General features: G+C 58.0%; 15 protein-coding genes. 5 read left to right on the top strand and 10 right to left on the bottom strand.

Annotated elements, in window-relative coordinates:
* Positions 1-213 precede the first annotated feature (213 nt).
* From tuf to FHS27_RS06010, 8 genes are all read right to left on the bottom strand, one after another.
* Positions 214-1,410, bottom strand: a complete 1,197-nt coding sequence (gene tuf / locus FHS27_RS06045) for an elongation factor Tu (RefSeq protein WP_184303050.1) — start codon at positions 1,408-1,410, stop codon at positions 214-216.
* A gap of 365 nt (positions 1,411-1,775) precedes the next feature.
* Positions 1,776-2,132, bottom strand: a complete 357-nt coding sequence (locus FHS27_RS06040; protein WP_246419157.1) for a hypothetical protein — start codon at positions 2,130-2,132, stop codon at positions 1,776-1,778.
* A 23-nt stretch (positions 2,133-2,155) separates the two neighbouring features.
* On the bottom strand, positions 2,156-3,007 hold the full coding sequence (locus tag FHS27_RS06035; protein ID WP_184303045.1) for a radical SAM protein: 852 nt from the start codon (positions 3,005-3,007) through the stop codon (positions 2,156-2,158).
* Complete coding sequence (locus tag FHS27_RS06030; protein ID WP_184303042.1) at positions 3,004-3,510, bottom strand: YiiX/YebB-like N1pC/P60 family cysteine hydrolase; 507 nt, start codon at positions 3,508-3,510, stop codon at positions 3,004-3,006. Before FHS27_RS06030 ends, FHS27_RS06035 begins: the two co-directional genes overlap by 4 nt.
* A 110-nt stretch (positions 3,511-3,620) precedes the next feature.
* Positions 3,621-4,334 carry a glycosyltransferase family A protein gene (locus FHS27_RS06025; RefSeq protein ID WP_184303039.1) on the bottom strand — a complete coding sequence of 238 codons (714 nt, stop codon included), beginning with the start codon at positions 4,332-4,334 and terminating at the stop codon, positions 3,621-3,623.
* Positions 4,327-5,079, bottom strand: a complete 753-nt coding sequence (locus FHS27_RS06020) for a glycosyltransferase family 2 protein (protein WP_315854470.1) — start codon at positions 5,077-5,079, stop codon at positions 4,327-4,329. Before FHS27_RS06020 ends, FHS27_RS06025 begins: the two co-directional genes overlap by 8 nt.
* An 8-nt stretch (positions 5,080-5,087) precedes the next feature.
* A complete protein-coding gene (locus tag FHS27_RS06015) occupies positions 5,088-6,395 on the bottom strand; it encodes a glycosyltransferase family 25 protein (protein WP_221224900.1) in 1,308 nt (435 codons plus the stop codon).
* Positions 6,396-6,435: 40 nt separating this feature from the next.
* On the bottom strand, positions 6,436-7,008 hold the full coding sequence (locus tag FHS27_RS06010; protein WP_184303033.1) for a hypothetical protein: 573 nt from the start codon (positions 7,006-7,008) through the stop codon (positions 6,436-6,438).
* 6 nt (positions 7,009-7,014) lie between these two features.
* Between FHS27_RS06010 and FHS27_RS06005 the strand changes: the two genes are divergently transcribed.
* The 5 genes from FHS27_RS06005 (at position 7,015) to FHS27_RS05985 (ending at position 9,671) form a co-directional block, all read left to right on the top strand.
* On the top strand, positions 7,015-7,293 hold the full coding sequence (locus FHS27_RS06005) for a hypothetical protein (protein WP_184303030.1): 279 nt from the start codon (positions 7,015-7,017) through the stop codon (positions 7,291-7,293).
* Positions 7,294-7,395: 102 nt separating this feature from the next.
* On the top strand, positions 7,396-7,611 hold the full coding sequence (locus tag FHS27_RS06000; protein ID WP_184303027.1) for a hypothetical protein: 216 nt from the start codon (positions 7,396-7,398) through the stop codon (positions 7,609-7,611).
* A 339-nt stretch (positions 7,612-7,950) separates the two neighbouring features.
* A complete protein-coding gene (locus FHS27_RS30985; protein ID WP_246419155.1) occupies positions 7,951-8,817 on the top strand; it encodes a hypothetical protein in 867 nt (288 codons plus the stop codon).
* A gap of 152 nt (positions 8,818-8,969) precedes the next feature.
* The gene (locus tag FHS27_RS05990) at positions 8,970-9,275 is read left to right on the top strand and encodes a hypothetical protein (RefSeq protein WP_184303025.1); all 306 of its coding nucleotides are present in this window, start codon (positions 8,970-8,972) and stop codon (positions 9,273-9,275) included.
* A gap of 3 nt (positions 9,276-9,278) precedes the next feature.
* On the top strand, positions 9,279-9,671 hold the full coding sequence (locus tag FHS27_RS05985) for a hypothetical protein (protein WP_184303022.1): 393 nt from the start codon (positions 9,279-9,281) through the stop codon (positions 9,669-9,671).
* A gap of 81 nt (positions 9,672-9,752) precedes the next feature.
* Here the strand turns inward: FHS27_RS05985 and FHS27_RS05980 are convergent, their stop codons facing one another.
* Together FHS27_RS05980 and FHS27_RS05975 are read right to left on the bottom strand one after the other, a co-directional pair.
* Positions 9,753-10,544 (bottom strand): hypothetical protein, encoded by a 792-nt coding sequence (locus FHS27_RS05980; protein ID WP_184303019.1) that lies wholly within the window; start codon positions 10,542-10,544, stop codon positions 9,753-9,755.
* The gene (locus FHS27_RS05975) at positions 10,544-14,470 is read right to left on the bottom strand and encodes a phage tail tape measure protein (RefSeq protein WP_184303015.1); all 3,927 of its coding nucleotides are present in this window, start codon (positions 14,468-14,470) and stop codon (positions 10,544-10,546) included. Before FHS27_RS05975 ends, FHS27_RS05980 begins: the two co-directional genes overlap by 1 nt.
* Positions 14,471-14,492 lie beyond the last annotated feature (22 nt).

Below are 14,492 nucleotides of genomic sequence, written 5' to 3'. Positions count from 1 at the left end.
ACGCCCGCTTAGCCTTCGCAGAATTTCCTGCTCATTCACTGATAACCTGCTGTCTGCCACTGACGATCAAAAATGCCTCGATTGTGAATGCGATTTGCTTTCGCAACCATGCTACCGAACATCCGTGAGAAGCGGCAGTTGACACAAACCTGTTAGCGCAGCGGAAACGCCCGCGGCAGATTGCTCCACCGCGGGCGTTTTGCGTTTGACGAACTAGGCGACGACTCGCGTGACGACCCCCGAACCGACGGTTTTGCCGCCTTCTCGGATGGCGAAGTGGTCGCCGTCGCTGATGGCGATTGGTTGCTTCAATGCGATGCTCAAGCGAACTCCGTCGCCGGGCATCGCCATCTGAACACCGTCCATCACCGACGCACTGCCGGTCACGTTCGTAGTTCGGAAGAAGAACTGTGGTGCGTAGCCGTCAAAGAACGGCGTGTGGCGGCCTCCTTCCTCTTTCTTCGACACGTAGACTTCCGCCTCGAAATTGCGATGCGGAGTCACACTGCCGGCTTTCGCCAACACCTGTCCCTTCGTGATCGCCGTGTGAGCGGTCTTACGAAGCAACGCACCAACGTTGTCGCCGGCGTGGCCTGCTTCCAAGACTTCGCCGAACGATTCGACTTGCGTGATCACGTCGCTGCCGGTCTCGCTGGCCAAGCCAACGATCTCGACCGCGTCGCCAGCTCGCACGACACCCTGCTCGATCTTGCCCGTCACGACCGTGCCGCGACCGGCGATCGAATAGACGTTCTCGATCGGCATCAAGAACGGCTTGTCGATCAATCGTAACGGATCGGGAATCGAACCGTCGAGTGCGTCAAGCAATTGCTCGATGCAAGCGATCTTTACGGGGTTGGCTGGATCGTCGTGAGCCTGCTTCGCTGACCCGCGAATCACGGGAACCTCGTTACCGGGGTATCCGTATGCGCTGAGCATTTCCCGCAAGTCCATTTCGACCAAGTCCAGCAATTCGGCGTCCTCGACCAAGTCGCACTTGTTCATGAACACGACCAGGTGCGGCACGCCGACCTGACGAGCCAACAGCAAGTGTTCGCGAGTTTGCGGCATCGGACCGTCGGCAGCCGACACCAGCAACACCGCGCCGTCCATCTGGGCCGCACCGGTGATCATGTTCTTGATGTAGTCAGCATGGCCGGGACAGTCGATATGGGCGTAGCGACGACCGGCTGTTTCATACTTCACGTGCGAAGCGATCACGGTAACGGTCTTATTCTTGTCACGAACAATGCCGCCCTTGGCAATCGACTCGTACGACTTGTACTTGGCCAGGCCCTTTTCGGATTGAACGCGCAGGATCGCGGATGTCAGTGTCGTCTTGCCGTGGTCGATGTGACCGATCGTGCCAACGTTGACCGACGTCTTTTGCGTCATTTCGTTTTGAACCATAGCTCGCAAACTCCTTTTTCAAAGGAAGCGTTTCGCACCGATCGCCAGCGACCGAGGTGAGCAGCCTCGATCGCCTTTTCGCTCGCATGAGCGCCAGATGACAGGGAACGAAGAAACAGGAAAACGCCATCAATCAAGAAACAACAACCCATAAAAAAAGCCCGCCAAGTATTTCACCGGGCGGGCTTTGGGGATCGTTTCGGAATCAACCTTCACTCACGACGCACCATCCCCGCCTCACCCTCGAAGGACGAGTCGGTCGTTGATGTTGTGAATGAAGTGAAGGTGGTCATCTTGATTTCCAGAATTGACGGACTGGTGCAAAGACACTTTACTGCCGGCGAGGTTCGCTTGACTCTATCGTTCTAGCCTGAGGTTGATCCATCTTCGGAACTGGCAGGATAGATAACAGGATCTGGCGGCATGGCGGGATAGTGTTCGCCGGGGTGACCTGGTGGCAGGTTGTCTGGCGCGGAGTGTCCAGGTGGGACGTGGTACGGGTGATCCGGCGGCAAACGCGGCCACGTGTGGATTGGCGGGTAGGATTCGATCACGGTGGGCTCCTCGGGCTCGGGTGGCCAGGGGAAATCTTCGGGCCACCAAGGTGGACGGGGTCCAAAGTCGTCGCTGGAACCGTCGTCATCGGTGGAACTGCCTTCGGGAACGTACGGCGATTCGCTGCCGGGCGGATCGAAAGGCGGTAAGAAAGGAGGGGGTGGCATTTCTGGCTCGAAGGGACCATGCGTCATTTCAAAGCACTCCGTTGCAGGGGGTTGGGATGGACGAACTTGGTGCAACGTGATGGGCATAGGCCGCACTGCGGGATGGCTTTGGTTTCGATGAAGGTGCGAAGTTCATCGTCGGTGGCGTTGGCGGTGATCGCTTTGTAGTCACGGAACAGTTGCCACTGCGGGAGAGTTTGCAACTTCAGCTTGGATTCAAGCTGAGCGAAGTACGCAAGTGCGGGACACTTCGCCAGCACGCCGCCGGCGACGAGTTGCGTGCAGGTCTTCTGCATACAGACTTTGAACGCCGCATTCGGTTTGGAATCGAACGGCATCGGCTTACCGTTCTCGACGTTGTATTGCCGCATCCAGCCACGATGCGATTGGCGGATTTTGATTTGGATTTCGGGGTGTTTTTCTCGCCATCGCCAGACGAGGTGCCTCACCTCGCGAAATCGTTTGACGTAGTCTGCGTGCGTTCCGTGCTGGCTGACTTCAAGCCGGCAATTGGTTTTCGCCAGAACCGCCGGCAGGTCAGGAAAGCGATAAAGAAAGAATCCGTTGGTGACTAGCATGAGGTTGCTGTCGGGCCAGTGTTGCCGTGCGAGTCGGATGTGCTGAATCAGTTGTGGATTCAGTAGTGGCTCGCCACCGAGAAGAGCGAATCGCCTTGGTTTCAAGCGATGTGACCAATTCGCGTAGTTGGCATCCGCGTCTTCGATGGTCGGCATTGCGCCGGCAACGTGGAAGTTGGAGTAGTGACTGCACTGCTGGCACGAGAGGTTGCAACCGTGAGCGAGGTGGTATTCCAATGCGGGCAGTTCGATCATCGCTTGGTCGCCTTGATTACTAAGGTCACCTGGAAAGCTCATTGGTGAATCGGCGATCCGTGTAGAAGGCGATCTGGGGTGTGCCAGGACTTCGCCGGCAGTTGGAAACCCGCCGACGAGACTGCTCCATGCGCGAACTGGCTGCAGTAAATGCGTCCATCGGGGTGGGAGTTGGGATTGAAGAATTGCTTCAATCCGTAACGTCGGCCGACATTCCTCCGGACATAGTCCCGGATGCCTTGCGTTTGTGTGGGCGTGAGCGGTTCGCTTGGAGGAACGTAGCGGACGATCCACGGCTTACCGGCCGCATACCGGTTCAGCGGTGTGCATTTGGCTCGCGGAAACGTCGATTCGCAAACCTCGCCATCAATCACGATTGCCGTGTGCGTGTAGTGTGTTCCGGTCACCCGCGAAAGGAAGTTGCCGAAACGCCCTTTCAATCGGGACATCACCAACGTGCCATCGGGGTAAGTTTGGCCTGAACACTCGGCGCAGGCAAAGACCAAGAACATCGACGCTGCGAGGCATCGCATGAACGCGTGCATCTGAGAACTCCATTTCGTGTCAGCGAGATTTACCAGAGACGCCGTGACTGAATGAATCAGTGATTTGCTGGGTGGTCGGCTCTATGGATGGTTAGAAATGAATGACAGCGTCAGCGCCACATGACTCGGTCGAGTCCATGCTTCCGAATGGCTGTTGTCAAGAACTCGGGTCGTCGCCGTCGGTAGCCGGGTGGGTCGATGTGTTCGTGCTTGAACGAGTGGTCGATGTCGCAGGCGACGTTGACGCCGGCGATCTTGCATCGCCAAAAGAAGTCCCAGTGTTCTTCCACTTTGAGCGATTCGTCCCAGCGGATCGCTTGGAGGATGTCACGGTAGGCGACGAAGCAATTCCCGACGTAGTGACACCAGCGAATTGAGCCACGTCGTTTGTAGTGCCCATGCGGAATCCGCAGCGTCCGACCATCAGACTTCATCAGCTTTGGACGTTCTTGAAGATTCGATAAACCGGCCAAGAGATCCAGGTCATGGTGACGGTTCAATTTGGCCGCCAATTCTTGCAGACGCGTTTGGTTGGTAACCAAGTGATCGTCGTCAGCAAAGACCACGATCGGGGTGTCGCCAGCGTTGAGCAATCGGTTACGACCGGCCGACAAGCCAATGTCGTATTCGGTCTCAATCAGTCGATCGACCATTGCCGCCTCGTCGGGACAACTCGACGAGAATCGCAACTCCGGCTTTCCATCGTCGAGCACGTGGATTGCGGGTCGTTCTTCGCCGTAGTGTTGGTAAATGCTGCGGACGAGTGCGGCGCAACACTGCGGGCGATGAATCGTCTTGATGCAAAAGGTGATTTGTTCACGCACGGACGATTTGACCTCCTGGATACCGCATCGAATGGAAACCGTGCTTGCGAAGCCCTATCGCACGGAACTTTGATCTCCCCCGTAGGTTGCCGTAACCAGTGCCGGCCACGTGTGCATGGACGACTGAACAATCCGTCGCGACCGCGATTTGCAGCTTGGCGAGGTGACTCGCTCGGTAGAAGAACTCCCAGTGCTCGTAGGTTTTCAGGGCTTCGTCCCAACGGAGCGTCGCGATTGTTTCCTTGCGAGCGAGAAACGCGTTGCTGACCATGTCGCACCAGGCCACGGTGCCGACACGTTTCTTTTCACCGCGGTGCATCCAGATGCGTTTGCCGTTCATCAGCGGCGAAAGCATCGTGGGTCGACCACCTCCACCCTGTCGGACGGCAAGGATGTCGAGTTCGTGCTTCGTGAAGTACTCGCAAACGCGGTCGATGTGAAAGTCCGGCGTGACAACATGGTCGTCGTCGAGCAGAAAGATGTACTCAGTCTGCGCCGCGTCGATCGCCGCGTTACGTCCTACTCCAACGCCCACATCGTGCTGATCAAGGTTGATGACCGTGCAAAGCATAGCGGTTTCGGGATATTTCTCACTGAAACGAAGCTCAGGCCGACCGTCGTCGACAACAACAATCCTTGGATCGGCGATGTGCTCTCGCAGCGATTTGACCAGGCGATGGCAGGACCAAGGTCGGTGAATCGTCTTGATGCAAAACGTAATATCTGCTGTTGAGATGTTGTTCACGATGATGCTCACCCAAACTTCCGAAGATCTGGATTGACGTGCTCGATTGCCGACTGGATTTCATCCTGGGTCGGCGTGATCCCGAGGAACTCGACCAGATTGCTGATCACCTCCTCGGGATACGTCACCAATTCGGCGAACTCGATCCGGAACATCGGCACTTCGGGATGCTCGGCGATGAAGTTGTCTCGGTGGGCGAGGAGACTGCGTTGCAGAACCTCGCATTCCTCGTCGTTCGCCGCGAACCATTGGCCACGATGTTTCTCGCTTCGGTTTTGCAGCGAACGAATCGACGCTTCGATGTCTCGTTCGACGGAGATGATTCGCAGTGAATCGCCCAGTCCGGCGTGAAGGTGATTCACGAAGCGACATAGATGCGGATACTTTGCGCCGGAGACAGTCTTGTCGCGGTTGGCTTCCGATTTGCGACTGACGATCCACGACTTGAGCATTTGAGTCAGTTGGTCGTCGCTGACATTCGGGTCCGTTGCCGGGAACCGCATCACTTTTTCGCAAAGCTGTGCTAACCCGAGCGCCTCGCCGCCTCCGGTCGCTTCGTAACCACCGAGTTGATTTCCCATGTGAACGCCCAGATGGTGCATCACCATCGCGACGCACGACGTGCCGGCGCGGTGCGGGCCGAGGACCGCAAAGAACGGTGCGTCGGAATGATCCGCGTTTTTGGCGTCATTGAAGAATCGTGTTTGACTCCATTTGCGTCCGCAGATATTGGACTTCGTGGGAAGTTGCCCAACGAGCCAGCGATCAGGTGTGTAGACCCCGATGGATTCCTTTTGGATATTCTTCCCCTGGACGAGAGCTTGGTAGCGACGTTGGATTAAGCGACCGAGGTGATGGTCGATATGGTGCTTGGAGTGCCAATCGTTCCAGGTCAAATGCCGATAGAGTGTTTTCATCGCGTCGCGCCCGCGGACCATGAACGCGTGGGTGCGATTCACGTTGTAGGGTCGATAGACGTGTTCGCTAACCTTTTGCGGCGGGTTCTTTCCGGCGTAGAGGTGTTGGCCACCCAGATACGCCATGCCCCAATCGGCAGGCAATTCGGCAATAAACTGTTGCAGTCGCTCGCAGAAGTCGTCGCCGAACCCTGCGTCGTCTTCAAAGACAACGTACGAGTCGATGTGTTCGAGCAGACACTTTTCGAGAATTAGTAAGTGAGATCGGTAACACCCCCACGCACCATTACCTGCTCGCCACTGCGGTGGTGTCGCGACGCGCCGGCCGTCGATCGCGGCGAAGCGTTCTGGTTCGGGGAACGGCCAAGGATCAGGAAGTTGCCGCATCCATTCTCGCATTCGATCATCGCGGCGATCGAGGTTAATTAGGAAACAGCGTTCAACGATTGAATTCGTCCTCGGGATCGTCTTGGTCTGGTTCGGGTGCCCCTTCGGGGAACTTCCGCTCGTACTTGCGGATGGCAGTGTTGACGAGACTGCGGGCGACTGTGGCCGTAAACCTTCCATGTGGGAGTCCTCTTGCTTGGGCTTCTTCGAGTAACCAATCGACGATCGTGTCAATGTTTTGGCGGCAACCTTCGGCACCCCAGTCGTTCATCGTGTCGACACGGGTTTCGCAGTTGCACGTTTCGCTTGGCTTGGCAAACCAAGCGATCATCTTTTTGAGCTCGTTGCCGGGGCCGGGCTTGTAACTGCTCATCTTCAACGTCACCGGCATCGGATCTTCGTCCGGCATGTAGTTGCGAAGCAGTGACTCCAACTCAGTGACGTCCTGTTTGCGTCGCTTCTTGTTGACCAATGCCATGCCGATCGTGACGACATTGATCGCGCACGGGTTGTCATTGGTCTGGCACGCGTTGCAGGCAGCCGGCGTTGTTTGCACGCGACAACCTGCGATCTGGTTGGCCACTTCGCATTGGTTGTCGGGCGTTAGATGTGGGCAATGGATCATGCTGTCATGCCTGCTACTGCGCCATCGAATGAACCGGACGAACTAGGTGGGTCGCCGGGGTCTTCACAATCGCTGCTCACCAACTCCCAACCGCACGACCAAATCCACGTGCTGTTGCAAGGTTCACTGGATCCGCTGCGATCTTCGGATGGTTCCTCGGTTGAATCGCTTTCACTCGGTCGATCGGAGCCGTCGCTGCTGTCGGACGCACTTTCGCTGGGTCGGTCGGAACCATCGCTGGGTGGGTCGGAGTCGGATGTTGAGTCGTTGCTTTCAGATGGTTGATCGCTGTCGCTACCCGATGAATCGCCGACACTCGGGTCGTCGCTTGCACTGGGCCGATCGCTGTCTGAGCCTTCGGAGTCAGATTCGCTTGTGGATGGCGGGTTGGATTCAGAATCCGAACCGTTCGACGACGCTGCGACGCTTGTTGAGCCATCGCTGACAGAATCACTGCCCGAGGTTGAGTCGCTCGTCGATCGAGAATCGGAACCGGAATCGCTGCCGGAATCGGAATTTGAACCGCTTCCAGACGTGGAACCACTATTGCTTCCACTGCCTGAATCGCTGTTGGAGTGCGAAGCCGATCCGCTCAGTGAGTAGCTTTGCGAGTCCGAACTTCGGTCAATGCTTGATTCGCTCGGAGGCTCACTGCCAGACTCGCTCGCTGATTGCGATGTTGATTCGGAAGTCGACTCAGATTCGGATTGAGATTCAGACTCGCTTGAATCAGAAACGCTGTCGCTGCTTGCCGATGAATTCCAACTATAGGATCGTGAACCTTCCGAGTCGGATTGGCTCGTTGACTCACTCTCTGACAAGCTTGAATCGGATCGGCTCGATTCAGAATTCGATGATTCGCTGGTCGATGACTCGCTTTCGGAGACAGACGATTGCGAACTGCTGACGGATGGCGTGCTGGCGGATTCGCTTGATTGCGAGGTGGACGAATCGCTCGACGAACCGGAATCGCTTGATTGCGAGTTGCTCGACGACGAATCACTCGCCGATGAACTGGACGCGGACACGCTTGGCAGGCTGATCGACGTACTGGAATCGCTCGATTCGCTTGTCGATGAGTCGCTGGACTGGGAATCGGACGAACTGTCCGATGAATCACTCGATGCGGACGAGGAACCGTCGGAACTGGATGAACTGCTTACGCTCGGCAGACTTGTCGATGTGCTTGAATCGCTGCTGTCCGAGGAATCGCTCGATTGGCTACTGCTTTCGCTACTGGATGAAGACTTTGAACTGTCGCTTGAATCGCTACTGCTGGATGCGGACGAACTAAGGGAAGAATCGCTACTGTCGGATGACGACGAGTTCGAGGATGAATCGCTGCTCGAAGATGACTTTGATGAAGACGACGAACTGCCGGAACTGCTGCTCGATGACGAACCGCTGCTTGATGAGGACGATGGGCTGCCGGACGACGATGACGACGGTCCGCTGCTAGACGAACTCGAACCTGATGAACTGCTGGAAGACGACAGGGAGCTGCTGGAACTCGACGACATGCTCGATGAGCTTGAACCGCTCATGCTCGAACTACTCGACGAGCCACTGCTGCTTGATGAGCTTCCCGATGACGAGGATGAAGATGATGACGAGGGAGACGAAGAAGAACTGGTGGACGATGAATCGCTGCTAGAACTGCTGCTGGAACCTGAACTCGACGAGCTGCTGGAGCTTGATGAACTGCTCGAACTGCTGCTGCCATCACAGCAACGGCAACCGATTGTCAGATATGCTGATGTGTCCTCATGGAAGTGGCAAACGATCTGTTGGCTTGCCAGCAATGCGTAATCGCAAACGTTGTAAACCGAGACGGCAGGGCCAATCGGTTTCCATCCGCCATCAAAACGTAGCTCGCGAGCCGTTCCCCACGACTTTGCTTTGATACGTTTCGTCGGTTTGCACAGAAGTGTTTGCTTGGGCGGGTCGACGACCCAGGACCGATGCCCATCAAAGTTGACGACGATGTATTGGTCTTCGCCACTTCCTTCGATCGGGCCGCGGATTCGCTGAGCCGAATGGTTGCGAGCGGTGATCCGGACCACGTCACCGGCGGGATCATCAACGGGTTGGATCTCGCCGTCTTTATCCAGCTCGAACAGGTCGCAATCGGCGCTGCCGGCTCGCATCCCGCGACGGGCCGCGATGCCGCCGGCCGGGACTTTGACGAGGTAAACCGGATCGGCGGGCCGGCCGACTCGGACGACTGCCCATTGTCGGCCAGTCTTCGCCGGATCTTTCCGCCATAAGATTTGTGCCGATCCGTCGGGCTTCGACTGCAATGTGTCGCCACCCGATTCGGCGACGTCGGCGAAGCGATGCCAGGTTTTGGTGACATCGACTTGGGCCGCGACGACTCCGTCGAAGACGACTCGGCCGACTTCGCCATCGCGGATCGGTTCGATCGCGACGCCGAATCGGCCCGTGTGGTCGTCTTCGGTCGGGCGAACCGTTTTGATGGTCGCATCGCGAACGAAGCGGGCCAGTTCAACCGGGCCGGCTTCGGGATCCGTGATGGGCGAATCGAATCCGGCGATGCCGCCAATCGGGACGACCGCACCCGACGTGTTGTGAACGCGAACGGTCGACGCGTTTCGCAGGTGTGTTCGTTGACCACCGCCGCCGGGCAGACGGTTGCGATGTGACGCCTCGGCCGCCGCCAGCAGTCGGTTGTATTCGACCGCGGTGATGTTGAGACTGTCGCCGGGTCGAACACGTCTTGCCACCTACGAAAGTCCTAACGCTGCGAAATTGCCATCGGGATAGACTTGTTCGACGTAGGCCGCCGCTGGCGTTTGCAGCACGCGATCGCCGACGACCTCTTCGTCATGCTTCACCCACAAGTAATCCCAACCGCGTTTGCTGACGCTGCCGATATTGCCGAGTTGCAATGCCGGCTGATTGGGGCGAGCGGCAAAATGGTAGGTGATGTCGACCCAGTTGTTGTCGTCCTCGCCTCCCTCGCCCCCGAGGAACAGGGCTTCGCCAGGGCCGAAGATCGACCATGCCGTCGAGTTCGTTCGGCCGGTCATGGAAACGACCGCCAGCAGATACGATGTCGAAACGAACTCAAACTTCTTGCGGACCGAGAACTCAAACGCCGGCACGGTGACATCGACGCCCGAGACACCTGAATCACTCACGCCGATCGCGCCGCGGTAGTCTGGGGCGATCTTGCCGGGCGCGGCATAGATGCCTCGCGTTAGCAAACTTTGGTTGATGTGCGTTGTGGCTCCCGTGGTATTGAACGAGACCGGATCGAGCTTGGTTTCATTGAGCGTGACGCTGACCAACGCGTGCTTGGCGTTGATGAATTCCGAGTCGACTTGCAGGAACGGAATCAGGTCGGGAAAGTTGTCTTCGTAATACGATTGGGCGGCACTGGCGGCGGCCGGTGGACTGACGTTTCCACCGTTGGTCGCGACGTAAGCGGTGAAGTCCGAATTCGTTTTGCCGCGTGACGCTTTCTCCGACAGAGCCGCGACGTCGAAGTTGTAGCCTCCGTATGAAAAACTCATCAGCTAAACACCAACCCGCCGCCGGTGGATCGTTCGGCGAGCTTGCGAGTGTTGTTGGCGGTCTCGACGATCGCTCGTTGGACGTCCTCGCTGAGGCCGAGACCGGATCGTTCACCCGACTCGCTGAGGCTGCCACTTCCGCCGGCTAGTAATTCGTTGGACTTCATCAAATATTGACCGATGGCGACGAGGCGATCGTTGATTTGCTGCAGGCCTGAGTCGGCGATGGCGTCGGGCTCTGGTCCTTGCTGGGCGATCGCATCATCGGCTTGTTCGTCGATGGCCAGCTTCGGTGCGACGATGATTTCAGGTTCTTCGTCGAGCGGTTCAGGTTTCAGCTTCTCAGCGGGAGCATCAAGACCGATCGGTTCGAGTTTGCGAGCACCGCTGCCGATGTTGAGGCCGCGTGAATCAAACTTTCCGGTGACGGACTCGTTCGATTGATCGCGGACGTCGGTGCCTGAAAAATTGTCGATTGAGGCTTGGGCGTCGCGGTCGAGTTCCAAGGCGACTGAATTGTCGTCGAGTTCAGCGGGCGGCAAGTCGAGTTTGCTTTCGTTGCCGGCTCGATCGGTGATCGCGGCTGCCTTGGCTTCCATCGCCGCGATGCCGGCCTTGAGTTTGTCGAGACGCTCATCACCGGCGGCATCTTCGCCCGTTAGTCCCGCGTCGGTTTGAGCGGCTTCGAGTGACGCTTTGGCTTCGGCGATCGCTGCTGCCAGGTCGTCCGAGATTTGTGGCGATGTGGTCTCACTGTTGATCGCTTGCTCGTCGCCTTCTGGTTTCAGAGCGTTTGCTTTGTCGATGGCAGCTTGGAAGTCCGCTTCGGCTTCGGCGACTTTGGTTTGACGATCGGCTTCGGCGAGGGATCGCTCGGCACGTTTGGCGGCGGCGTCGGCCTTTGCTTGGCGACGCATTTCGTCGAGTGTGTCGCGAACGCCGGTCGCGAATTCCTCCGTGTCGGCAGTGCGTTGTTCGTTGGCTTTGGCGTTGGCATCGAATTGACGATCCCGTTCAGCATCGACCGCGGCGTTTTGTTGGTTGGTCTCGGCGTCGATCGCAGCGAAGTCGGCGTCGAGGTCTTGGCCTTCGCGTGACTTCTTGCGATCTTCGAGTTGGCGTTGCAAGTCTTCCTGCATCGCCTTGCGGTTGGCCTCGATCTCGGCTTTGCGTTTTTGGCGGCGTTCGGCACGGCCGGCGATCGCGGTTTGCCGTTTGCGTTGTTCTTCCGCGTTGTTGGCGTTCGTTTCGTTGTCGATCTTCCGCACCTCGGCTTCGACATTGATGTCGTCGTCGAAGAGCGATTTCAACTTCACCCAGGCCTTGCGGAGGAACCCGACCGTGCTGTTCCACATCTTGCGGACTTCACCAACGAACACGGCCCACGAATCGGCGAGGTAGTCGATCGTTTCGACCCACGCTCCTTCGACGCCGGCCAGAGCGTTGACCAACACACCGCCGATCTGGATCGCGACGTCGCCGGCGATGTCGACCAATTCGTGAAGTTTCAGGAAACCTTTCTTCAGGAACCCGACTGTGTTGTTCCAACCTTTCTGGACCGCCGACGTGAGGATCGTCCAACCGTCGGCGAGGTAGGCAACCGTGCTGTTCCAGATCGCTCGCAATCCGCCGAAACCTTGCATGAGTTGGTCGGCGAGTTTGTAGACCGCGTCGCCCCAAGCGTCGGAAAGGTATGCGGTGAATCGTGACCACATGCCTGAGAGCCAGGTCGTGCCTTTGGTCCACTGCATTTTGATGTAAGACCACAGCACATCGACGGCCGCGTTGATGTCGCCGGCTCGCAGAGCGTTGGCGATTGCACCGAATGCGGCCATCGTGTGGGCCTTCAGGTTTTGGAAAGCTCCTTTGAGGAAGTCGATTGAACTGCCGATCGCACCCGACGTGTAGAGGAAGTAGGCACCGAGAGCGACAACGCCGGCGACAACCAAACCCAGTGGCGAGAACAACAAAGCCATCGCACCGGCTGCAGAACTGATCGCTCCGGTCAGCAATCCAAACGCTCCTGAGAGTCCGGCGGTGACTGCGGCATAGACGCCGGCCAGTGCGATGTTGATCTTTTTGACGGCAGCCAAACCGATGAAGACCGCTTTGATGCCTGCACCGACGGTCTTCAAGACCGCCCAAGTTGCCGCGAGCGTTTTCGAGGCGACGGACAAACCGATCGTGATACCCTTCAGGGCGATCATCGCGGCACCGACGCCGGCGGCACCGACTTTCATTGCGGCGAAACCCGCCACGGCGGTCAGGATCGCGGCTCGGTTTTCGCTGGCCCACGCGAGTGTGCTGCGAAGCAAGCTGCCGACCGCCGACAGCAATCCGCCGGCGAACCCATCGAGGCTGGATGACAGTTGATCCCACGCGTCGGCCAAAGCCGCGACGCCTTGTTTCCATAAGCCACGCAAGTACGCCCACATGACTTTGGCCACACCGGTGATGTCACCGAATGCGAGTGATGCAGCGATGGCTTTGAAGGCAGATTGAGAGTCGACCGCGATTTGAGCGAACGCGGTTTTGAAGAACGCGGAGACTCGAGACAACAGGCCGGACGTTTTGGCGAGGTACAGACCAAGCCCTACAACGCCAGCAACCACCAAACCGATGGGCGAAAGCAAAGCTGAGACCGCTGCACCGGCCATGCCCACGACGCTGCCGATCGCGGAGAAGATCCCAAGTAACCCGCCAACCGCCATCGACGCTGCCGCGGCGGCCGAACCGATCGTGAGTAGTGCGGCACCGGCGGCGATGACTCCGGCTGCGACCAACGCGGCAACTTGGACGACTCGTTTGTTTTCGCCGATCCAGTCGGTGATGGAGGAAGCAGCGAGCGAGACGTTTTCGGTCAGTCGCTGAATCGGCTTTTCGAGAGCCTCGCCGATCGCGATGCGGACGGCTTCAAAGGAACTGGCGAGAACTCGGAACGCTCCGCCGAGACCGGATTCCATTTTGTCGGCTGTCTTCTTGGCGATGCCTCCTGCACCTTCCAGTTCACCGAGTAACTCGCGAGTGTCCGTGACCGTTTTACCGATCGCGGACGCAGCGGTGATACCGAGCATCCCAAAGACTTCGTTGAACTTGGCTGCCCGATCGGACGAACCGAGGTCTTTCGTGGCCTCGGCCACTTCGCCCAGAACGTCGGCCAGCGGTCGAGCGTTTCCGGCCGCATCTTTGGTCGCGACACCGAACACTTTTTGAAATTTTTCCGACTCGGCGGCCGACAGTGTCAGCAATCGTTTCAGTGCGTTACCGGCGGATGAGCCTTGGATGCCCACGTTGCCAAGCGTTCCCAGGATCGCGAGCGTTTCTTCGAGGCTCATGTTCGCATCGGCCGCGACGGGACCGGCGTACTTCAGTGCTTCACCGAGTGACTCGACGCTGTTGAAACTCTTGTTGGCGGCGGCCGTCAGTGCGTCGGCGACTCGCGGGGCTTGGCCGGCCTCCATGTTGAATTGGCGGATCGCAGCGGCGAAGATTCCTGATGCGAGCGTGGCATCGGTGCCGGTCGCTCGGGCGAGATTCATGACGCTGCCAGTCATGTCTTCGATTTGTCGCGGATCGAAACCAGCACGGCCTAGTTCCGTCATCAGGCTGGCGACTTCGACGGCCGAGAAGCTTGTTGTCGCTCCGAGTTGTTTCGCCTTCGCATTCAAACGATCGAACGCCGCGCCGGTGGCTCCCGTGATGGCGGCGACTTGTCGGATCGCGTCGTCGTACTCGGCAAACTTTTGGATGCCGGCACCCAGCGGCGCGGCCATCGCGACACCCAGGCCGGTCAGCTTTGCACCCATCATCGACGTCGATGATGCGAACGATGAAAGTTGTTTCTGTGCCGAACGCAGTCCCTTCACCAACGCTGAGTTCTTCAGCGTCAGTTCAACGAAAGCGGCTCCGGCACGAACTTGGGACATGGGGAAGCGATTAGCCTTTAGC

This window comes from Aporhodopirellula rubra, assembly GCF_014192335.1.
Lineage (GTDB): Bacteria > Planctomycetota > Planctomycetia > Pirellulales > Pirellulaceae > Rhodopirellula > Rhodopirellula rubra.
This window is presented reverse-complemented; position numbering and strand designations above follow the sequence as displayed.